The 20,535-nt window shown below is 73.0% G+C and carries 17 protein-coding genes; 10 read left to right on the top strand and 7 right to left on the bottom strand.

Annotated elements, in window-relative coordinates:
• The first annotated feature begins 45 nt into the window (after positions 1-45).
• From Dvina_RS39170 to Dvina_RS39160, 3 genes are all read left to right on the top strand, one after another.
• Positions 46-1,242, top strand: coding sequence for an MFS transporter (locus tag Dvina_RS39170; RefSeq protein ID WP_246656641.1), 1,197 nt, complete (start codon positions 46-48; stop codon positions 1,240-1,242).
• A gap of 77 nt (positions 1,243-1,319) precedes the next feature.
• Positions 1,320-3,362 carry a beta-galactosidase gene (locus Dvina_RS39165; RefSeq protein WP_223094923.1) on the top strand — a complete coding sequence of 681 codons (2,043 nt, stop codon included), beginning with the start codon at positions 1,320-1,322 and terminating at the stop codon, positions 3,360-3,362.
• 138 nt (positions 3,363-3,500) lie between these two features.
• The gene (locus Dvina_RS39160; RefSeq protein ID WP_223094921.1) at positions 3,501-5,594 is read left to right on the top strand and encodes a diguanylate cyclase; all 2,094 of its coding nucleotides are present in this window, start codon (positions 3,501-3,503) and stop codon (positions 5,592-5,594) included.
• On the opposite strand, the gene Dvina_RS39155 is transcribed toward Dvina_RS39160, so the two are convergent.
• Positions 5,591-6,067 (bottom strand): winged helix-turn-helix domain-containing protein, encoded by a 477-nt coding sequence (locus tag Dvina_RS39155; RefSeq protein WP_223094918.1) that lies wholly within the window; start codon positions 6,065-6,067, stop codon positions 5,591-5,593. The two genes, Dvina_RS39160 and Dvina_RS39155, sit on opposite strands and share 4 nt — an antisense overlap.
• Before the next feature lie 48 nt (positions 6,068-6,115).
• Between Dvina_RS39155 and def the strand changes: the two genes are divergently transcribed.
• The gene (gene def / locus Dvina_RS39150; protein ID WP_223094916.1) at positions 6,116-6,658 is read left to right on the top strand and encodes a peptide deformylase; all 543 of its coding nucleotides are present in this window, start codon (positions 6,116-6,118) and stop codon (positions 6,656-6,658) included.
• A gap of 4 nt (positions 6,659-6,662) precedes the next feature.
• Here the strand turns inward: def and Dvina_RS39145 are convergent, their stop codons facing one another.
• Both Dvina_RS39145 and Dvina_RS39140 read right to left on the bottom strand, forming a co-directional pair.
• Positions 6,663-7,322, bottom strand: a complete 660-nt coding sequence (locus Dvina_RS39145) for a hypothetical protein (protein ID WP_223094913.1) — start codon at positions 7,320-7,322, stop codon at positions 6,663-6,665.
• Positions 7,319-8,734: a cytosine permease gene (locus Dvina_RS39140; protein ID WP_223094911.1), complete on the bottom strand. Its 1,416-nt coding sequence runs from the start codon at positions 8,732-8,734 to the stop codon at positions 7,319-7,321. The genes Dvina_RS39145 and Dvina_RS39140 overlap by 4 nt, the downstream gene beginning before the upstream one ends.
• Positions 8,735-8,825: 91 nt before the next feature.
• Here Dvina_RS39140 and asnB point away from each other — a divergent pair, with 91 nt between their 5' ends.
• Positions 8,826-10,691, top strand: a complete 1,866-nt coding sequence (asnB, locus tag Dvina_RS39135) for an asparagine synthase (glutamine-hydrolyzing) (RefSeq protein ID WP_223094909.1) — start codon at positions 8,826-8,828, stop codon at positions 10,689-10,691.
• Positions 10,692-10,797: 106 nt separating this feature from the next.
• Here asnB and Dvina_RS39130 read toward each other — a convergent pair whose 3' ends face one another.
• Positions 10,798-12,504 carry an IlvD/Edd family dehydratase gene (locus Dvina_RS39130; RefSeq protein ID WP_223094907.1) on the bottom strand — a complete coding sequence of 569 codons (1,707 nt, stop codon included), beginning with the start codon at positions 12,502-12,504 and terminating at the stop codon, positions 10,798-10,800.
• 27 nt (positions 12,505-12,531) lie between these two features.
• Between Dvina_RS39130 and Dvina_RS39125 the strand changes: the two genes are divergently transcribed.
• Together Dvina_RS39125 and Dvina_RS39120 are read left to right on the top strand one after the other, a co-directional pair.
• Positions 12,532-13,431, top strand: coding sequence for an SMP-30/gluconolactonase/LRE family protein (locus Dvina_RS39125; protein WP_223094905.1), 900 nt, complete (start codon positions 12,532-12,534; stop codon positions 13,429-13,431).
• A complete protein-coding gene (locus Dvina_RS39120; protein WP_223094903.1) occupies positions 13,413-14,426 on the top strand; it encodes a zinc-dependent alcohol dehydrogenase in 1,014 nt (337 codons plus the stop codon). Before Dvina_RS39125 ends, Dvina_RS39120 begins: the two co-directional genes overlap by 19 nt.
• On the opposite strand, the gene Dvina_RS39115 is transcribed toward Dvina_RS39120, so the two are convergent.
• The 3 genes from Dvina_RS39115 to Dvina_RS39105 form a co-directional block, all read right to left on the bottom strand.
• Positions 14,423-15,046 (bottom strand): SGNH/GDSL hydrolase family protein, encoded by a 624-nt coding sequence (locus Dvina_RS39115; RefSeq protein WP_223094901.1) that lies wholly within the window; start codon positions 15,044-15,046, stop codon positions 14,423-14,425. The genes Dvina_RS39120 and Dvina_RS39115 overlap by 4 nt on opposite strands.
• Entirely contained in the window at positions 15,043-16,260 is a 1,218-nt protein-coding gene (hisD, locus tag Dvina_RS39110; protein ID WP_223094899.1) for a histidinol dehydrogenase, read from the bottom strand. The genes Dvina_RS39115 and hisD overlap by 4 nt, the downstream gene beginning before the upstream one ends.
• 74 nt (positions 16,261-16,334) lie before the next feature.
• Positions 16,335-17,657, bottom strand: coding sequence for an aspartate aminotransferase family protein (locus Dvina_RS39105; RefSeq protein WP_223094897.1), 1,323 nt, complete (start codon positions 17,655-17,657; stop codon positions 16,335-16,337).
• Between the two features lie 134 nt (positions 17,658-17,791).
• Here Dvina_RS39105 and Dvina_RS39100 point away from each other — a divergent pair, with 134 nt between their 5' ends.
• The 3 genes from Dvina_RS39100 to Dvina_RS39090 are packed head-to-tail and all read left to right on the top strand — an operon-like array spanning position 17,792 to position 20,500.
• Positions 17,792-18,793: a Gfo/Idh/MocA family protein gene (locus Dvina_RS39100; protein WP_223094895.1), complete on the top strand. Its 1,002-nt coding sequence runs from the start codon at positions 17,792-17,794 to the stop codon at positions 18,791-18,793.
• Complete coding sequence (locus Dvina_RS39095; RefSeq protein WP_223094893.1) at positions 18,790-19,662, top strand: Gfo/Idh/MocA family protein; 873 nt, start codon at positions 18,790-18,792, stop codon at positions 19,660-19,662. The genes Dvina_RS39100 and Dvina_RS39095 overlap by 4 nt, the downstream gene beginning before the upstream one ends.
• Positions 19,649-20,500, top strand: a complete 852-nt coding sequence (locus tag Dvina_RS39090) for a fumarylacetoacetate hydrolase family protein (RefSeq protein ID WP_223094891.1) — start codon at positions 19,649-19,651, stop codon at positions 20,498-20,500. The genes Dvina_RS39095 and Dvina_RS39090 overlap by 14 nt, the downstream gene beginning before the upstream one ends.
• The last annotated feature ends 35 nt before the right edge of the window (positions 20,501-20,535 follow it).

Here is a 20,535-nt window from a genome sequence, read left to right as displayed (position 1 = left end):
TGCCTGCGCCCGACCCGGCGCCCGTACCATCTGGCGGTGAACCTCATGCGCCGCCCGGTGCGGGCGCCGGTGCTGCTGTCGTACGCCGGATTCGTGCTCGTCGGCATCAACGCCGGCGTCAGCGGCGTGCTGATCCCCGCCCAGATGGCCGACTACGGCGTCGACAAGGCCACCATCGGCCTCACGTTCTTCACGTCCTCGACCGGCTTCATGCTGGCCGGCGCGACCACCGGGGCCCTGCTGCACCGCGTGCACGTGCGCCTGGCCCTGGTCATCGGCGTCGCCGCCTACGCCCTCGGCGCCGTCGCCCTGGCCGCCCGCCCTCCGTTCGCCGCGCTTGTCGCGGTGCAGCTGCTCATCGGCTACGGCACCGGCAACCTGGAGGCCGTCCTCAACGTCTACCTGACCGAACTGCCGAACGCGACGACGCTGCTCAACCGCCTCCACGCCTTCTTCGGCGTCGGCGCGCTGCTGGGCCCGCTGCTGGCGGCCTGGCTGCTGCAGTCCTTGCCGTGGACGTCGGTGTGGCTCGTCCTGGCCGCGCTGTGTCTGCCGCTGGGCCTCGGGTTCCTGCTCTGGTACCCCCGTCGGGCCCCCGCCGCCGAACGCGCCGCGGACACCCCACGCCCGACAGGCGTCTTCGCCGACGCCCTGCGCAGCCCGGCCGTGGTCTTCGGCTCACTGTTCCTGGCCGTGTACGTGGGCCTGGAGATCGGCGTCGGCACCTGGGCGTTCACCTTCCTGGTGGAGCAGCACGCCGAGCCCGGCGTGGTGGCCGGATACACGGTCAGCGGCTACTGGCTCGGCCTCACCCTGGGCCGTTTCCTGATCAGCCCGCTCGCCACCCGCGCCGGCCTGACCCCCGCCGCCATGGCCACCCTCTGCCTCATCGGCGTGACGGCGGGCTCGGCCCTGCTCTGGGCGGCCCCGACCGCGCCCCTCGCCACCGCCGGCTTCGTGCTGCTCGGCTTCTTCCTGGGCCCACTGTTCCCGACGGCGATGGCGGTGACGCCCCAGGTCGTCCCGGCCCGCCTGGTCCCGACCGCGATAGGCGTCATGAACGGCCTGTCACTGGTGGGCGGCTCGGCCCTGCCGTGGCTGGCCGGCTGGCTGGCCCAGCACTCCGGCATCTGGACCCTGATGCCGTTCGCCCTGGTCCTGTCCGTGGTCCAGCTGGCCGTGTGGCGGTTGATGATCGCCCGCAGCACCGCGATCCCGGCCCCGGTCCCCGCCACCGACTGACCCGCCCCCGCGCCGCCGCGACCGCCGGCCAGGATGCCCCGGCCCTTGCAGCCCGAACTGTCGCTACCGTTGCGATCATGCTGCGGCGCGACGGAAGACCATGGATCCCGGTCTCGGGGGAACTGCACTACAGCCGGGTCCCGCGGCCGGAATGGGAGCGCCGGCTCGACCTGATGCGCTCCGGCGGCGTCAGCGTCGTTTCGACATATGTCCCATGGATCCACCACGAGGCACGTCGGGGTGCGGTGCGCTTCGGCGGCAATCTGGACCTCGCCGCGTTCGTCGACCTGTGCCGGGCCGGCGGGTTCGAGGTCGTGCTGCGGATCGGGCCGTGGGTCCACGGCGAGCTGCGCAACGGCGGCTTCCCCGACTGGGTGCAGGCCGCGCCGGTGCGCCACCGCACTGACGACCCGGCGTACCTGGACCTCGTCGCGGAGTGGTTCGGCCGGATCGGCGGGCAGGTCGGCGGGCGCGAGGACTTCCTGGCCATCCAGGTCGAGAACGAGCTGCTCGACCAGCCGGGGCACCTGGTCACCCTGAAACGGCTGGCCATCGGGTGCGGCCTGACCGCGCGGCTGTGGACGGCGACCGCGTGGGACGGCGCGCAGCTACCGGCCGGCGAGGTACTCCCGGTCCACAGCGGATACGGCGACGGCTTCTGGATCGACGCCGGCGCGCCGTGGCCCGGCGAGTTCCGGGAGCAGTACTTCATCCGCCCGCCCGCGTCCGACCCGTTCGTGACGTGCGAGCTGGCCGGCGGCATGGCCACCGCGTACCACCGCCGCCCGCGGCCGTCCGCCCTCGACATCGCCGCCATCGCGCACAACGCGATCGCCGCGGGCTCGGTCTGGCAGGGCTACTACATGTACGCCGGCGGCACCAACCCGCCCGGCACCCAGGAGTCGCACGCGTCGGGCTGTCCGAATGACGTGCCGCCGCTCGGGTACGACTTTCACGCCCCGATCGGCGAGGCCGGCCTGCTCGGCCCGACGCACGCCGAGCTGCGGCGCCAGCACGCGTTCCTGACCGCCTTCGCCGAGCACCTGATCGGCGCCGCGACGACCTGGCCCGCCGAGGTGCCGCCGGACGTCACCGACACCGGCGTGCTGCGCGAGGCGACGCGCGGCCCGTTCCGGTTCATCTCCTGGCACCAGCCGCACGTGCCGCTGGAGACCCATCACGGAACAGTCGACATCCCGCCCGGCACCCTGGCCCGCTGGCCGCTCGGCCTGGAGGTCGGCGGCGTGCGCATCGACCGGGCCACGGCGACCGCGCTCACCGTCCTGCCCGGGCCGGTGCCGACACTGGTGCTCTGCGCGCACGCGGGGATCCCGGTCGAGCTGGAGACACTCGGGGAAACACACCGCATCGAGCCCGGCCGCACGCCGCACCGGCTCCCCGGCCTCGACGTCCTGACCCTGACCCCCGAGGACACCGGCCGCGCCTGGGTCCACAGCGACGGCCGCCTGCTCCTGTCCGCCGCCGATCTGAGCTGGGACGCCACCGGCCGGATCACCGCTCACGCGGCCGCCGAGCCCGAGGTGCTGATCTACAACTTCGACAACGTCGAGCCGCTGCGCCTGACGCCCGTGCAGCCCGAGACCCCGGCGACCCCCGACGCGCCGCCGACCGCCCGAACCGCCGAGGCGGCCGAGTCCCGAGCCGCGGCCGAGTCTGAAGCCGAGGCTGACGCTGAGGCCGTTATCGAGATCGAGGTGATCCCGATGCGCCCGCCCGGCCCGGTCCCGGCGATCTACGGCGTGCACGGCACCCGCCAGTCGGCACCCGCACCCGCCGAGTTCGACGCCCGCGCCGCCGTCTACCGCCTGCCCCTCCCGCCGCGCCCGACCGACGCGATTCTCCACATCGACTGGGCCGGCGACGTGGCCGAACTGCGCATCGACGGCCACCCCACCACCGACCGGTTCTGGGACGGTTCCCGCCTGTCGGCCCGCCTCCCGGAGGCGGCGCGGACGGCCACGCTGCACGTACTGCCGCTGGCCCCCGACAACCCGGTGCACCTGCCCGCCGACGCCCAGCGGCGCCGGTCCGGCGTGAGCGGCCCACTACTCGCGGTCGACCGCGTCACCCTCGAACGGCGCCGAGCCTGGCGCGAGTAATCCGGAAAACCCCGCGCAAGCATCAGAAATCCGGCGAAGCGCCAACAACGCCAACCGCAGTATGCGCGAGGTATGGCCAATGGTCTACGGTGTCAGCGGCACACCGCCGAAAACGGCAGTGCATCGAGGAGCGCCTATATGACTGTTGGTCTCGCCTACGCGCTGACCGGCTTTCTCGGCATTACCACCTACTTTCTGCTCCCGGAGAGCGGAGCCGGTCTCTACTGGCGGGTCGGCGTGTACCTTGCCGTCAGCACCTCGGCCGCGATCGCCGTCTGGTGGGGCACCACCCGCAACCGGCCGCGGGTCCGCGGGCCGTGGGTCCTGCTGGGCCTGAGCCAGCTCGTCTACGCGAGCGCCGACGCGGCCTTCTACATCGCGCACTACGTGCTGGGCATCGCGCGGTTCCCGTCGATCGCCGACCTGCTGTACCTGTCGCACTATCCGCTGCTGCTGGCCGCGCTGGTGCTGCTCATCCGCCGCCGCGAGCCGCGCAGCGTGATCGGCCTGCTCGACGGGCTCATCTTCGCCGTCGCCGCCGCCCTGCTGTCGTGGATGTTCCTGATCCACCCGACCGCCGACCGCGGCGACAGCGCGCTCGCCCTGTGCGCCGAGATCGGTTACCCGGTGATGGACCTGGCCCTCCTCGCGGTCACCGTCCGGCTGCTGATCGGCTCCGGCGCCCGCTCGGCCTCGTTCGTGCTGCTGGTCGGCAACCTGCTCGGGATCGCCGCGGCCGACACGATCTACAGCTACCAGCAGCTGCACGGCAGCTACGAGGCCGGCAACTTCCTCGACGCCATCTGGCTCACCGCCAACCTGTCCCTCGGGCTCGCCGCGCTGAGCCCGGGCATGACCGGGCTGGCCGACCCGGCGCCGGCGCCGCGTGACGAGTCCCGGCCGTTCCGGTTCGTCCTGCTGGCCGCCGCGGCCGTGCTCGCCCCGGCCGCCCTGATGGTGCAGTCGGTGCGCGGTGTCACCGAGGATGTGCCGGCCGCCGCGCTCGCCTGCTCCGTGCTGTTCCTGCTGACCCTGGGCCGGATGGCCGGCGTCGCGATCGAGCAGCGCCGCCTCGCCGTGACCGACCCGCTCACCGGCCTGTCGACCCGCCGGTTCATCGAGGGCCGCCTACCGGCCGAGGTCGCCCTGGCCGGCCGCCGCGGCGGCTCGACCGCCCTGTTCATCGTCGACGTCGACCACTTCAAGTCGGTGAACGACCGCTTCGGCCACCCGGCCGGCGACCGCGCCCTCGTCGAGATCGCCGGCCGCCTGCGCCGCGCCGCCCGCCCCGGCGATGTCGTGGCCCGCTACGGCGGCGAGGAGTTCGCGGTGCTCGTCCCGGGCGTCGAGCCGGACGCCCTCGCCCCCATGGCCGAGGCCCTGCGCCGCAGCGTCGCCGACAAGCCGGTGACGCTCGATGCACAGAACCACATCAAGGTCACGGTCTCCATCGGTACCGCGAGCTACCCGGCCCACAGCGCCACGCACACGGAGCTGGTGGTGGTGGCCGACCGCGCGCTCTACAGCGCCAAGATGCAGGGCCGCGACCGGGTCGTCATCGGGGCGTGTCCGATGCCGGCACCGGCGCCCGACGTCCCGGCGCTCATCGGCCAGTCAGTGCACCTCGAATATCTCCAGCGGGCCGCCGACGAGGTCGACGCCTGGCTGTCGGACCTGGAGCACAGCGCGGCGATCGCCCGCTGGGCCACCGCGATGGCCGTCTACATGGACTGCTCCGAGTCGGTGACCATGCGGGCCGGGCTGGCCGGCCGGTTCCACGACGTCGGCAAGGTCGTCATTCCGCGGGAGATCCTGCTCAAGGCCGAGCCGCTGACCGAGGAGGAGTGGGCGCTGCTGCGCCGGCACCCCCAGTTCGGGGCGCGGATGGCCCGGATCGTGCCGGAGCTTGACGCCGTGGCCGACATCATCCGCCAGCACCACGAACGCTTCGACGGCGGCGGCTACCCGGACGGCCTGCGCGGCCTCACGATCCGCCCGGAGGCCCGCCTGATCGCGGTGTGCGACTCGTGGGCGGCGATGCGCTGCGACCGCCCCTACCAGGCCGCGATCGACGAGGCCCGGGCCCGCGACGAGCTGCTGCGGGGCCGGGGTTCACAGTTCGACCCCGACGCGGTCGACGCCTTCCTGACCCTCCATGAGCAGGGCGCGGTCGGGCGCCTGCTCGCGGTACACCAGAAGCTGTCGACACCGGCCGGCACGAGCGGCCTCTAGTCGATCAGCGGGAAGAACCGGGCCACGGCCGCGACCGCCCCGCGCCCCGGCCCGGAGCGCCCGCTGTAACCCGCGACGAGCGCCCGGACGGCGTTGCCGAGCTCGGTCAGCTCCTGCGGCGTCAGGTACACCACCTCGCTGAACGCCTGATCCCGCCGCCAGTGCTCGGGGGCCCGGTCCCGCACCGCCAGCCAGTGCTGATAGCTCTCGTCCTCGAGCCCCCGGTTCAACGAGCTTTGCAAAGCATCGGTCGACGGTACCGCCACGAGCCGCCACGGCTTCGCCCGCCCGCCGGCCGCCACCTCCTCGACCACGCCGAACCGGGCCAGCTGCCGGAGGTGGAACGAGTGCAGCCCGGAGCTGCCCCCGAGCGCCCGGGCCGCCTCGGTCGACGTCACCGTGCCCCGCTCGCGCAGCAGGCCGACGAGCGCGGCGCGCACCGGATGGTCGAGCGCGCCTTGAATCTGCGTCACGGTGCCAACTATGCTCCTTTGCAAGCCGCTTTGCAAAGGAGCCTCGGCATGAGTGTCGTTCCGGTCCGTACGTTCGGTGATCCCGTGCTGACCACCCCGGCCGACCCGGTCACGACGTTCGACGCCGAGCTGCGCCGCCTGGTCCGCGACCTGTTCGACACGCTGGAGTCGGAGCGCGGCTCGGGCCTGGCCGCGGTGCAGATCGGCGTCGGGCAGCGGGTGTTCGTGTTCCACGTCGACGGGGTCCACGGGCACCTGGTGAACCCCGTCCTGGAGTTTCCCGACGACGAGGAGCAGGACGGCCCCGAGGGCTGCCTGTCCATGCCGGGCCTGTACTTCGACACCGTCCGCCGGCAGCACGTCGTCGCCCGGGGCCACTCCGACCGCGGCGACCCCGTCCAGGTGGTCGGCTCCGGCGAGCTGGCCCGCTGCCTGCAGCACGAGACCGACCACCTGGACGGCGTGCTGTTCATCGACCGCATGGACACGCCCCGCCGGCGGGCCGCCATGCGGGCCGTGCGTGCGGCGCCGTGGTTCGGCGGGCCGGCGCCGCTGGTGAAGGTGAGCCCGCACCCGCTGTACGGGAAGTGACGCGTCAGAGGTGCGCGTCGGCCAGGGTGTTCCAGAACATCAGCTCGTACTCCTGCAGCATCCGGCCGTATTCGAGGCCCGCGTCCAGGGCCTTGCCGCCGTCGAGGGCCTGCTGGATCGCCTGCTCGGCCAGCCGCTCCAGGTCGGGGGCGGGCGTCGCGAAGAAGTCGACGAAGCCGCAGGCCCCGTCCGGCAGCCCGTATTCGCGGCGCAGCGCCTGGGCCAGGGTGGCGCAGTAGCCGCCCCAGGCCGCGAAGTTGGCCGTCACCGCGAGCACCACCGCGGCCGGATCGGCGTTGAGGGCGAGCCAGGCCAGGTAGGACGGGTACGCCTGGCACCCGGCGAGCCGCCGGTACGACCGCCGGGCTGCCGCATCGAATCCTCCGGCCTCGGCCAGCGCCGGCAGGGTACCCAGGACGATGTTCTCGCCCTTGCCCAGATCCGCGAAGAAGTCCGCGGTGGCCGGCTCGGCGGCGGCCGCGGCCAGCGCCAGGAACGAGCGGCGGTCGCTCGGCACCAGCGCCAGCTCCTCGACGGCGAACGCGCCGATCGCCGCCAGGGGCGCGGTGCCCGCGTCGATGGCGGGGACCAGGCGGTTGTGCTCCTCGCCCGGGGCGAGCTCGGTGCGGGCGTGCTCCAGCAGGTCGCCGGCGGCGCTTGTCATCGCGGTGTCTCCTCTTGGACGGGATCGCCTGCTGTGTGCGGAATGCCGAGCAGCTCGGCGCGGGCCGACGTGGCGGTGGCCAGCGCACCCAGGCCGAGGTACAGCAGCCCGGCCAGCAGCCACGCCTCGACCGGCACCAGGCCCAGGTCCGGCGCCGACGTCTGGCCCGGCAGGAGCTGCAGACCCCACGCGCCGAACAGCATGGCGACGATGACGGACACGATCGCCGGCCAGTTGGCGAAGCCGGCCGCGCGCCAGGTCGGGATGCGCCCGACGTTGCGGCGCACGCCCGTCACCCGCGGCAGGACGAACTGGTCGACGCACATGACGACCGTCGCGCTCGGCAGGGCGATCGCCGACCAGCCCGCGACGGTGAAGAAGTCCTCCTCCAGGTGCGGGAACCACCACGCGAACAGCGCGGTCAGGGCGGCCATGACCAGGCACGTGTACCAGCGCTTCCAGCCGCGCGCGTGGCCGGCCAGGTTCTGCCCGGCGTTGATCATTTCGTAGTAGTTGCCGTCGTTGATCGCGACCTGCAGCGCCGTGGCCAGGATGGCGCCCAGCCAGAGCGCGCCGAACAGCGAGTATTCGACGGTGGAGCGGAACGCGCCACCGAAGTCGAGGGCATTGGTGTTGGAAAGATAGCCCATCATCCATCCGGCCGCCACGAACAGGACCAGACCCACGAAGAGCGCGATGGTGTACGGCAGCAGCGGCCACGAGAACCGCGGACGGCCGTATCGCCAGGTGTCCGGCTCGTTGCCCCACATCACCGAGCCGATCGCGAGACCGACGCCGGCCAGCAGGGACAGCTGATCGGAGCCGCCCGGGAAGCTCCATGCCGCCGCCGGCACGTCGGTGACGCCTTTGATCACGAGGTACCCGATCCAGATGATCATCAGCGGGGCGACCAGATACCGCGCGAATGCGGTGATGCCGGTGAAGCCGAAGAGGTTGTTCACGATCCCGACGAGGGCGAGCACGACCGTGATCGCCACGATGTGTCCCCAGCCGAACAGCCCGTCGTAGAGATTGGCCAGGACATTGAACGCGAACGCGGTCCAGCCGGCGGCGATGAGGATCAGCACGACCGACATGAGACCGGACCCGAGCTTGCCGAAGATCGAGCGGGTCAGCAGCGCGTGGGTCTGCCCGGTGCTCGATCCGAGATAGGCGGCGGGCAATGCGTAAGCCAGGTAGCAGATCGCGCCGAGGACGCCGGCCAGCACGGCCCGGCCGAGCGACAGGCCCGCGTCGTGATAGGAGAATCCGAGGAACAGGTAGGTGATGCCGGCCGCCATCGTCACCCATAGTGCGGTGAAGTGGTAGAGCGACCTGCGTTGCGACAGCGGCACCACACCGTCGCGGCTCGTCGAGTAGTCGTCATTGATCTCGCTGACGATTTCGGTCACCGCCACAGTTTCCTCTCACCATCGACATTCGTAAAAGCCTGAACTATGTTTCAGGACGGTTACAGCCGCCTCTCGGGGGAAGGTGTTTGCGATGTGCGGAGTCGTCGGGTGGGTCGCTCTGGGCGCGGACGGCCGCGACCTGCGCCGTGAGGCCGCCGCGGTGCGGGCCATGACGGGCACGATGACACTGCGGGGCCCGGACGCCGAGGGCCTCTGGGTCCGCGAGCGGGTGGCGTTCGGCCACCGCCGGCTGGCCGTGATCGACCTCGTCACCGGCGACCAGCCGATGACCGTGGAGCACGCCGCGATCACGTACAGCGGGGAGCTGTACAACTATCGCGAGCTGCGCACCGAGCTGCGCGGGCACGGGCACGAGTTCCGGACCGGGAGCGACACCGAGGTGGTGCTCCGGGCCTACCTGCAGTGGGGCGAGGACTTCGTCGAGCACCTCAACGGCATGTACGCGTTCGGCCTCTGGGACGCCCGCACCGAGACCCTGCTGCTGGTCCGCGACCGGATGGGCGTCAAGCCGCTGTACTACTACACCGGCGTGGCCGGGTCGCTGCTGTTCGCGTCGGAGCCCAAGGCCGTCTTCGCCCATCCGCAGGCCGAGGCGGTCGTGGACCTCGAGGGCCTGCGCGAGCTGCTGGCGTTCGTGAAGACCCCCGGCCACGCGCTCTACCGTGACCTGCACGAGGTCGTCCCCGGCTCGTACCTGCGGGTCAGCGCCGACGGCGTGCGGCGCCGGCAGTACTGGCGGCCCTCCTACGCGGAGCACCGCGACGACCGGGAGACCACCGTGCGCACGATCCGCGGGCTGCTCGACGACATCGTGGCCCGGCAGACGATCGCCGACGTGCCGCTGTGCTCGCTGCTCTCCGGCGGCCTGGACTCCTCGGCGATCACCGCGCTCGCGAACGCCGCGCTGACCGGCCGCGGCGAGGGGCCGCTGCGCTCGTTCGCCGTCGACTTCACCGGCCAGGCCGAGCACTTCCGCCCGGACCCGATGCGGGCGGAGCCCGACACGCCGTTCGTCCACGACGTGGTGAAGCACGTTTCCGTCGACCACGAGGACATCGTGCTGTCCTCGGCCACGCTGATGGACCCGCTGAGCCGCTCGGCCGTGGTCGCCGCGATGGACCAGCCGACGCTGGGCGGTGACATCTACACGTCGCTGTACCTGCTGTTCCGGGCGGTCCGCGAGCACTCCACGGTGGCGCTGTCGGGCGAGGCGGCCGACGAGGTCTTCGGCGGCTACGCCTGGTTCCACGTCCCGGCGATCGTCCGGGCCGAGACGTTCCCGTGGCTGGCCCTCGGCGAGATCGCGGGCGTCCGCAACGCCCAGCGGGGCGGCGCGCAGCTCGTGACGAGCGCGCTGGAGCCGTCGCTCGACGAGTCGCTGCGGCTGCCCGAGTATCGCGCGGCCGCCTACCGCGACGCGATCGCCGAGGTCGACCACGGCGATGACCCCGACCCGCACAACCGGCGGATGCGGGAGATGTCGTACCTGCACCTGACCCGCTTCGTGCAGATCCTGCTCGACCGCAAGGACCGGATGAGCATGGCGCACGGCCTCGAGGTCCGGGTGCCGTTCTGCGACCACCGGCTGGTGCAGTACGTCTACAACACCCCGTGGGCGCTGAAGACCTTCGACGGCCGGGAGAAGAGCCTCCTGCGCGCCGCGACCGCTGACGTGCTGCCGGCCTCGGTGGTGGCCCGGACCAAGAGCCCGTACCCGTCGACGCAGGACGCCCGCTACGAGCAGGCCCTGCGCGAGGCGCTCGTCACCGTCGCCGCCGACTCCCCGGCGGCCTCACTGTTCGACAGGCGCCGGGTGGCCGACCTCGCCGCCGCGCCGTACGAGCACGACGGGTTCGGCCAGGCCCGCCGCCAGATCGAGCAGGTCCTGGCCCTGGACCTGTGGCTGCGGCACAGCCCGGTGCGCCTGAAGCTGTAGGACGACCCGACCCGGATGACCCCACCGTGCGCGTGCCGGACATCCCCGTCGGTGTCGCGCCGCTGGAGTCCACTGAGGACATTCACGGCGGCCGCCGCGGCGGCCGTCAGTGGGACTCGCGGGGGACCTTGTCGCCGCTGGCGCCCAGCAGGAAGTCCAGGTCGGCGCCCGTGTCGGCCTGGCGGACGGTGTCCACGTAGAGGCGTTCCCAGCCGCGCTTCGGGCGGGCCAGGGCGGCCAGGAACTCCGGGGACGGGTCGCGGGTGTCCAGGTCGGCCTCGACGTGCAGGGTGCGGGCCGGGACGTCCAGGACGATCATGTCGCCCGTGCGGACCCGGGACAGGGGGCCGTCGGCGGCGGCCTCGGGGGAGACGTGCAGGACCACCGTGCCGTAGGCGGTGCCGCTCATGCGGCCGTCGCAGATGCGGACCATGTCGCGGACGCCCTCGGCCAGGAGCTTGGCCGGGATCGGGGTGTTGGCCACCTCGGGCATGCCGGGGTAGCCCTTCGGGCCGCAGCCGCGCAGGACGATCACCGACTCGGCGGTGATGTCCAGCGCCGGGTCGTCCAGGCGGGCGTGCAGGTCCTCCACCGAGTCGAAGACGACCGCCGGGCCGCGGTGCCGCAGCAGGTGGGGGGAGGCGGCGGCCGGTTTGATGACGGCGCCGTCGGGCGCCAGGTTGCCGCGCAGGACGGCGATGCCGGCGTGGGGCTGGAGCGGCTCGGCGCGGGAGCGGATGACCTCGGCGTCCCAGACCTGGGCCGCGGGCAGCGGCTCGACCAGGGGGCGGCCGGTCACCGTGATCGCGGCCGGGTCCAGGCGGTCGGCGACCTGGGCCAGGACGGCGTGCAGGCCGCCGGCGCGGTGGAAGTCCTCCATGAGGAAGCGGCCGGCCGGCTGGAGGTCGACCAGGAGCGGTACCTCCGCGCCGATGCGGTCGAAGTCGTCGAGCGTCAGGTCGATGCCCGCGCGGCCGGCGATGGCGAGCAGGTGCACGACCGCGTTCGTCGACCCGCCCAGCGCGGCCAGGGCGACTATCGCGTTGTGGAACGAGCCGCGGGTCAGCACGGCGCTCGGGCGGTGGTCGCGGTTGACCAGATCGACGGCCAGGACGCCTGTCGCGTGGGAGGCGGCGAGCAGGCGGCTGTCCGCGGCCGGAATGCCCGCAATGCCCGGCAGTGTCATGCCGAGGACCTCGGCGAGCAGGCCCATCGTGGACGCGGTACCCATCGTGTTGCAGTGGCCCTTGCTGCGGATCATCGACGACTCCGAGTCGAGGAACGCCCGCTCGGACAGCGTGCCCGCCCGGACCTCTTCCGAGAGCTTCCAGACGTCGGTACCGCACCCCAGCGGCACACCCCGGAACGTCCCCGTGAGCATCGGGCCGCCGGGCACCACGACCGCCGGCAGGTCGACCGAGCAGGCGGCCATGAGCAGCGCCGGGATCGTCTTGTCGCAGCCGCCCAGCAGCACCACGCCGTCGATCGGGTTGGCCCGCAGCATCTCCTCGGTGGCCATCGCGGCCATGTTGCGCCAGAGCATCGCGGTCGGGCGGACCTGGGTCTCCCCGAGCGAGACCACCGGCAGGTCGAGCGGGATGCCGCCGGCCTCGTACACCCCGTTGGCGACACTGCGCGCGACCTCGTCGAGGTGCGCGTTGCACGGTGTCAGGTCGCTCGCCGTGTTGGCGATCGCGATGTGCGGACGCCCGTCGAATGCGTCGGCGGGCAGTCCCCGCCGCATCCAGGCTCGGTGGATGTAACTGTTCCGGTCATCTCCGGCGTACCACTGCGCACTGCGTCGCCCGGCCATGGCTTCGAGAGTAGTACTGTCCCGGGTATGCGGTACCCCGCCCGTCCCGCCACCGAATCCACCTACGCGCTCGGCGAGGGCCCGGTCTGGGACGCGCCCCGAAACCGGCTGCTCTGGGTCGACATCCTGGCCAACACGGTCCATGAGGGCTCGCTCGACCCGTCGGGCACCATCGAGCCGGGCCGGTCCTGGAGCTTCGCCGACACGGTCGGCGCGGTCGCCGTGACCGCCGACGGCGCCCTGCTCGTCGCGGAGCGGCGCACGCTGACGCTCGTGGGCACCGACGGCACGCGAACCGAGGTGGCCCGGGTGCTGCCCGAGGACCGGCAGAGCCGGCTCAACGACGGGGCCGTCGACCCCGCCGGCCGGTTCCTGGTCGGCAGCCTGGCCCAGGACGACCGCAGGGACGAGGAGATCCTGGTCCGGCTGGACGACTCCGGGATCGCCGTGCTCGACGCCGACCTCGGCCTGTCCAACGGGCTGGCCTGGAGCCCGGGCGGCGACCTGTTCTACAGCATCGACACGCTGCCGGGGCTGGTCCGGGTGCGGGAGTACGACCCGGTGACCGGCGCGGTGGGGCAGCGCCGCGACCTGCTGACGATCGCGGGCGACGGGCACCCCGACGGCATGTGCACCGACGCCGCCGGCAACCTCTGGATCGCGGTCTGGGGCGGGGCCCGGGTCGAGTGCCGCAGCCCCGCCGGCGAGCTGCTGGGCGTGGTCGAGGTGGCCGCACTGCACACGACGAGCGTCACCTTCGCCGGGCCCGACCTGGACACGCTGGTGATCACCTCCGCCGCGCGGGGCGTGCCGCGCGAGCGCCGGGCCGACTACCCGGACTCGGGGCGGCTGTTCACCGTCAAGGTCGGCGCCCACGGGCTGCCGTCGACACCGTGGGTGGTGCCGGCGTGCGCGCCCTCGTCCTGACCGGGCCCGGCGCGGCCGCGGTCCGCGAGGTCCCCGAGCCGGTCGCCGGGCCCGGCGAGGTGGTCGTCGACGTGGAACGGGCCGGCATCTGCGGCACCGACGTCGAGCTGTTCACCGGTGAGCTGAGCTACCTGCAGAGCGGGATCACGACGTATCCGGTGCGGCCCGGGCACGAGTGGTGCGGCGTCGTCACGGACATCGGGCCGGACGTCGACGCCGGCCTGCTCGGCCGGCTCGTCACCGGCGACACGATGGTCGGCTGCGGCCGCTGCGCGCGCTGCCGCTCGGGCCGCCACCACGTCTGCGCCGCCCGCGACGAGGTCGGCATCCGCGGGGCGACTCCCGGCGCCCTGGCCGAGCGGCTGGCCGTGCCCGCGCGCACCCTGCACCAGCTGCCCGACGACCTCGATGTGGCGGCCGGCGCGCTTGTCGAGCCCGGCGGCAACGCCCTGCGCTGCGTCCAGGCCGCCGAGCTGCCGGCCGGCGGGCGGCTGCTGGTCCTCGGCACGGGCACGATCGGCCTGCTGACGGCCCTGTTCGCGCGGGCCGCGAAGGCCGAGGTCCACCTGCTCGGGCGCGACCCGGCGCAGCTGGCCCTGGCCCGGGAGCTCGGCTTCGACGGGGCGTGGACCCATCCCCGGCGGCCGGACCTCCCGTGGGACGCCGTGGTCGACGCGACGAACGACCCGACGGCCCCGGCGCTCGCCCTCGACCTGGTGGAGCCGGGCCGCCGGATCGTGTACATCGGCCTGTCCGGGGTCCCCAGCACCGTCGACACCCGCGAGCTCGCGCTGAAGGACGTCACGGCGGTCGGCATCCTGGGCGCGTCGGCGGGCCTGCCGGGCGCCATCGCCGCCTACGCCTGGCACTCCGTCGACCCGCGACCGCTGGTGGGCGCCACGATCGGCCTGGACGAGGTCCCCGCGGCCCTGGCCGGCCACCGTCCCGCGACGGCCGGCCCGGGCCCGAAGCTGCTCGTCGATCCCCGCCGCTAACCTTCGACGACGTCCAGGAACGCCAGCGCCAGCGCCGTGTGGCCCTCCAGCCCGGGGTGCACCCGGTCGGGTGCCCACGCCGACGGCGGGCGGTGGGTCAGCAGGCGGTCGAACGTCGCCTGCGTGTCGACGAGCAGGGCGCCGTGGTCCGTTGCCACCCGCCGGACCACCGCCGCATAGCTGTCGCTCTGGGCGCGCTGCGGGTCGGACCGGTCCGGCTCGATGAGGTAGGGCGTGGCGACGATCAGGCGGCAGCCCGTCGACTCCACCGCCTCGGCCAGGAGGGCCCGCAGCGTTGTCTCGAACTCCGGCAGCGGTACCGCCTCGTGCGGGCGATCGCCGAAGGCGCGCCACACGTCGTTGATCCCGATCATGACCGACAGCCAGTCGGGGCGCTCGTCGAGCGCGTCGCGCTGCCACCGCCCGCGCAGGTGCCGGACGGTGTCGCCGCCGATGCCGCGGTTGAGCCAGGTCAGGTCCAGGTCCGGGTGGCGGGCGGTGACGAGGGCGCGCAGCAGGTTGAAGTACCCGTCGCCATAGGGTGGCAGCGGGCCGGTGCGCCCGGCGTCGGTGATGCTGTCGCCGATGAACAGGACGCGCTGGCCGGGTCCGAAGATCATACGGCCCACGGTAGGGGATCGCCGGCGTACTTCGCGGCACGGGCGTCGCCGGAGCGGGCATGGCCCTCGAAGAGCTCCACGCGCGCGGCCCGCCCGCACAGGCGGCCGAGCTCGACGCTGGAGTCGCGGTTGGTGATCTCCTGGTAGGTCACGGTCTTCAGGTACTTGCCGACCCACAGCCCGCCCGTGTACCGCGCCGCGCCGCGGGTCGGCAGGGTGTGGTTGGTGCCGATGACCTTGTCGCCGTACGACACGCACGTCTCCTCGCCCAGGAACAGGGCGCCGAAGTCGTGCATGAGCGCCAGCGCCCGCCGGGGCTCGGCCGTGAGGACCTGGACGTGCTCGGCGGCGAAGGCGTTGGCCACCGCGAACGCCTCGTCGGTGGTCTCGGTGACGATGACCTGGCCGTGGTCGCGCCACGCGGGCCCGGCGTAGTCGTTCGTCGGCATCCCCGGCAGCAGCGCCTCGACGTGCGCGAGGGCCTTGCGGGCCACCTCCTCGCTGGAGCAGACCAGGATGGCCGGCGAGTCGGGGCCGTGCTCGGCCTGGCTGAGCAGGTCCACCGCGACGATGAACGGGTCGGCGGTGTCGTCGGCGACGATGAGGATCTCGGTCGGGCCGGCGAACAGGTCGATGCCGACGCGGCCGAAGAGCTGGCGCTTCGCCTCGGCCACATATGCGTTGCCCGGCCCGGCCAGCAGGTCGACGGGTGCGATGGACCCGGTGCCCACGGCCAGGGCGGCGACCGCCTGCACGCCGCCGAGCAGGTAGATCTCGTCGGCCCCGGCCAGGTGCATCGCGGCGACGGTGGCGGCCGGGATCTCGCCGCGGATCGGGGGTGTGCAGGCGGCGACCCGCGGCACCCCGGCCACCTTGGCCGTCACGACCGTCATGTGCGCGGAGGCGACGAGCGGGTAGCGGCCGCCGGGGACGTAGGCGCCCGCCGCGGACACCGGGATGGAGCGCTGCCCGAGGTACACCCCCGGAAGGGTCTCGACCTCGAAGTCCCGCAGCGACTCCAGCTGCTTGCGGGCGAAGTCGCCCACGTTGCGCTGGACGGTCCTGATGTCGTCGATGACCTGGCGGTCGACGCCGGCGACGATCCGCTCGATGTCCGCGGCGGACAGCCGGAAGCTGGGCGGCGACCACCTGTCGAACTTCTCGGAGTATTCCCGCACGGCGTCGTCGCCGCGGGCCTCGACGTCGGCGATCACCGCGGCAACGGTTTCGGCGACACCGGCCACAGCGGTCGCCGCACTTGCCCGAGGGGACTTCAGCGAGACGGGCATCATCCCTCCAGGAGCTGTCGCAGTGAGCCGAGGACCTCGCGGGCGGCTTCGAGGGTCAGGTCGATCTCGGCGGCGGTGTGGGCACCGCTGACGTGGTTGCGCTTCAGGGCCATCGGCAGCATCAGGAAGCCGCGCTCGGTCATGCCGCGGTGGAAGGCGACGTAGGCCTCGTCGTTGTTGCGCATCAGGTCGCGGTAGCCGAGGACGGGGGCCTTGGCGAAGTACACCGCGAAGACCCCGCCGAACCCGGCGACGGTGGCCTCGATGCCGAGCTCGGTCGTGATGGCGGCGAGGCCGTCGCGCATGCGGGCGCCGAGCTCGTGGGTGCGGGTGTAGAAGTCGGGGTTGGCCTGGAGGTAGCCGATGGTGGCGAGGGCGGCGGCGCAGGCCGGCGGGTTGCCGTTGAACGTGCCGGCCATCAGGACGTCACCGGTGCGACCGTTGAAGCGCTCCATGAGGTCGCGGCGGCCGGCGACGCCGCCGATCGGGAAGCCGTTGGCCATGCCCTTGCCGAACGTGGTCAGGTCGGGCGTGACCCCGACGACCTGCTGGTAGCCGCCGAGCGCGTGCCGGAAGCCGGTGATGACCTCGTCGAAGATGAGCACGGCGCCGCGGTCGCGGGTCAGGGTGCGCAGGCCCTCGACGAACTCCTGGGTGGGCAGCAGCGCGCCGACGTTGTGCGGGATGGGCTCGAGGATGACCGCGGCGATGCGCTCCGGGTGGGCGTCGAAGTGGGCGGTGACCGACTCGAGGTCGTTGAACTCGGCGATGAGCGTCGCGTCGATGTTCTGGGGCAGGATGCCCTCGGAGAGCGGGTCGCGGCCGTAGGCCTTGTCGGGGGCGGAGATGACGTTGCGGGCGACCGCGTCGGTCCAGCCGTGGAAGCCGCCCTGGAACTTGATGATGAGATCCCGCCGCGTGGCCGCGCGGGAGAGGCGGATCGCCTGCGCGGTGGCCTCCGAGCCGCTCATCGTGGCGATCATCGACTCGGCCGACGGGATGATCTCGACGATGCGCTCCGCGAGGAGCACCTCGCCCTCGGTCACGCCGAGGCCTGTCAGGTCGACGCCGCCGAGGGCGGCCCGGACGGCGTCGTTGACGACCGGGTGGTTGTGGCCGAGGAGGATGGCGCCGAACGCGGCGTGGTAGTCGAGGTAGCGACGGCCGTCGGCGTCCGTCACGTACGCGCCGTCGGCGCCGGCGAAGGAGTACGGCTCGCCGATGTACCGCGTGGAGGAGTTGACGCCGCCGGGGATGACTCGGGCGGCCCGCTCGGCGATCGCCTGTCCGCGCGGGGCCTCCCGCCGTTGTGCACTGGGCATGTCGGGGACGCTAGAACACCTCGTGTCAACATGGCAAGACGTTCCATGTTGAAAGAGTGGACCTTGACAGCGCTCCGGCGCGACATGAAACTACGTTCCAAACAGGTTCTGAACCGAGCGCGAAGGAGGGCTGGGTGGCTACGGACGAGGTCGGCATTCTGCTGGTCGGCGCCGGGTTCATCGCCGATGCACACAGCGCTGCCGCAGCCGTCACACCGGGTGCCCGCATCGCCGGGATCGTGGACATCGACCCCGGGCGGGCCGCCGCGTTCGCCCGCTCGCAGGGCGGCATCCCGCACGCGAGCGACCTCGCCGCCGCCCTGGCGTGGCCGGACGTGGACGCCGCGATCGTGTGCACGCCGAACTTCACGCACGCCGGCATCGGCGCCGCGGTCGCCGCCGCCGGCAAGCACCTGCTCATCGAGAAGCCCCTGACCACCACGGTCGCAGACGCGCGCGCCCTGCAGGCCGCGTTCGCCGGAAAAGACCTGGTCCTGGCGGCCGCGCACACCCATCGCGCCTACGACTACGGCCGCGCGGTCAAGGCGGCGATCGCGGACATCGGCGAGCCGTTCCTGGTCCGGCTGGCCATCCTCGGCGGCTGGATCTGGCCCGACTGGAGCGCCTGGGTCAACGACCCGGCCAAGTCGGGCGGGCACGCCCTGCACAACGGCGTCCACCTGCTCGACCTGGCCACCTGGTGGCTGGGCGCCCGGCCGGTCGCCGTGCGCGCCCGCGGCCGCAAGCAGACCGCCACCGAGCTCGGCATCTACGACTACCTGGAGATGGTGGTGGACTACGCGAACGGGGCCACCGCGGTGTGCGAGATGAGCCGGGCCCACCGGCCGGGCTCGTTCAACCAGCGGGAACTGTTCGTCGCGGGCAGCGGCGGCGCGGTCCGCCAGGACTGGGACGGCGAGGCCGCGGTGCTCTACGCCGAGGGCGGTCCGGCGCTCGTGCCGGCGGCCGGCGGTAACGGGTTCGCGGTGCAGCTGCGGGCCTGGCTGGACAGCATCGGGGGTGCGCCGCCGCTCATGCCCGTCGACGACGCGGTGCTCGCGGTCGCCATGGGCGTGGCCGCCGAGCGCTCCATCGCGACGGGCGAGACGGTCGCGCTCGACGAGGTGCTGGCATGATCCCCGTGCGGCTGCTCGGCGAGGCCGGCCTCGGAACCCAGAACCATCAGCGCGACATGTACCGCCCCGCCTTCGACAGGCACCCCGAGTTCACGATCGTCGAGGACGAGGCCGCGCCCGTCGTTTCGGTGGCCGTCGCGCTGGACCGGCGCGCAGCGGTGATCGAGCGGGAGATCCGGGCCGGGCGGCACGTGCTGGCCGACAAGCCCCTCGCCGCCACCGCCGCCGAGTGCGAGCACCTGGCGCGCCTCGCCGACGAGCACGGTGTGGTCGTCGTGCCCGCCCATCACCAGCGCCTCGGCGGGGCGCTGCGCTCGGCGAAGGCGGCGATCCGGGCCGGCCGCGTCGGACTGCCGTGGAACGTCCAGTGCGACTTCATCGTGGCCGGCGGCGACCCCGCACCCGGCGGTGAGCTGCTCAACCTGGGGCTGTATCCGATCGACATCGTCTGCGACCTGCTCGGCCTGGCGGTCACCCGGGTCAGTGCCACCGGCGGTCCGCTCGACACGCTCCAGCTCGACCACGAGCACGGCGTCACCAGCACGATCGTCTGCGGCCGGGTGCCGGCGGTCCACGGCACCGCGGCGTCGGGCCTGCTGCTGCACCGGTACCGCATCAGCGGCTCGCACGGGGTGTTGGTGATCGACGCGACCCGTCCCGCGCTGCACATCCAGACCACGACCGCGACGAAAGCCGCCTGGACCGGGCCGGGCACCGTCGACCGGCTGCTCGACGTGCTCGCCGCCGGCGTGCGCACCGGCCGGGCCGAGCTCGGCCCGCGCGACGCCGCCCGCGCGCAGCGCATCGTCGAGGCGGCCCAGCAGTCCATCAACGAGAGCCGGGGAGTGGTGCTCGATGCGGTTCGTTAGCTACCTGCGCGACGGCGGCGTGCGCCACGGCCGCCTCGACGACGACACCACGATCGCCGAGCTCGGCGACGGAGACCTGCAGCGCCTCGTGGAGCAGGGCCTGCCGCCCGGCACCGCGGCGACGGCCCGGGTCGGCGTCGCCGAGGTGACGCTGCTGGCCCCGCTGCAGCGGCCGGGCAAGCTGCTCGCCGCCGCGGCCAACTACCAGGACCACGTGACGGAGACGGGCGGGGAGCCGCTCGACAAGTCGCGCCTCTCGCCGCGACTGTTCCTGAAGCCGCCGACGTCGATCGTCGGGCCCGGGGCCGTCATCCCGCTGCCCGACATCAGCCACGAGGTCGACTGGGAGGCGGAGCTCGCGGTCGTCATCGGCACCGCGGCCCGCAACGTGAGCGTCGCGGACGCCCTGGGCCACGTGGCCGGCTACATGGCCGCCAACGACGTTTCCGCCCGCAGCGTCGACTACGGCTTCGAGCGCGACACCGACGACAAGGCCGTCTGGTTCTTCGACTGGCTGGCCGGCAAGTGGTGCGACGGCTTCGCGCCGCTCGGCCCGTGGCTGCTCAGCGCCGACGAGGCCGGCGAGCCGCAGGCGATCCCGATCCGCCTCGACCTCAACGGCGTCACAAGGCAGCACGGCTCGACCAAGGACATGATCTTCTCGGTGGCCGAGCTGATCGCCCACGCCTCGCGGCTCATGACCCTGGAGCCCGGTGACGTCATCCTCACCGGCACCCCGTCCGGCGTCGGGGCGGCGACCGGTGAATACCTCAAGCCCGGTGACGAGCTCCTGGTCGACCTGGGCCCATTGGGAACGCTGCGCAACACGGTGGCCTGAGGCCGCGTCCCACCCTCGCCCATGCCAACCCCCAG

Source organism: Dactylosporangium vinaceum (assembly GCF_019904175.1).
In the GTDB taxonomy this organism is placed as follows: domain Bacteria; phylum Actinomycetota; class Actinomycetes; order Mycobacteriales; family Micromonosporaceae; genus Dactylosporangium; species Dactylosporangium vinaceum.
Note: the sequence above shows the minus strand (reverse complement) of the source record. Positions and strands in the feature narration are given on the sequence as shown.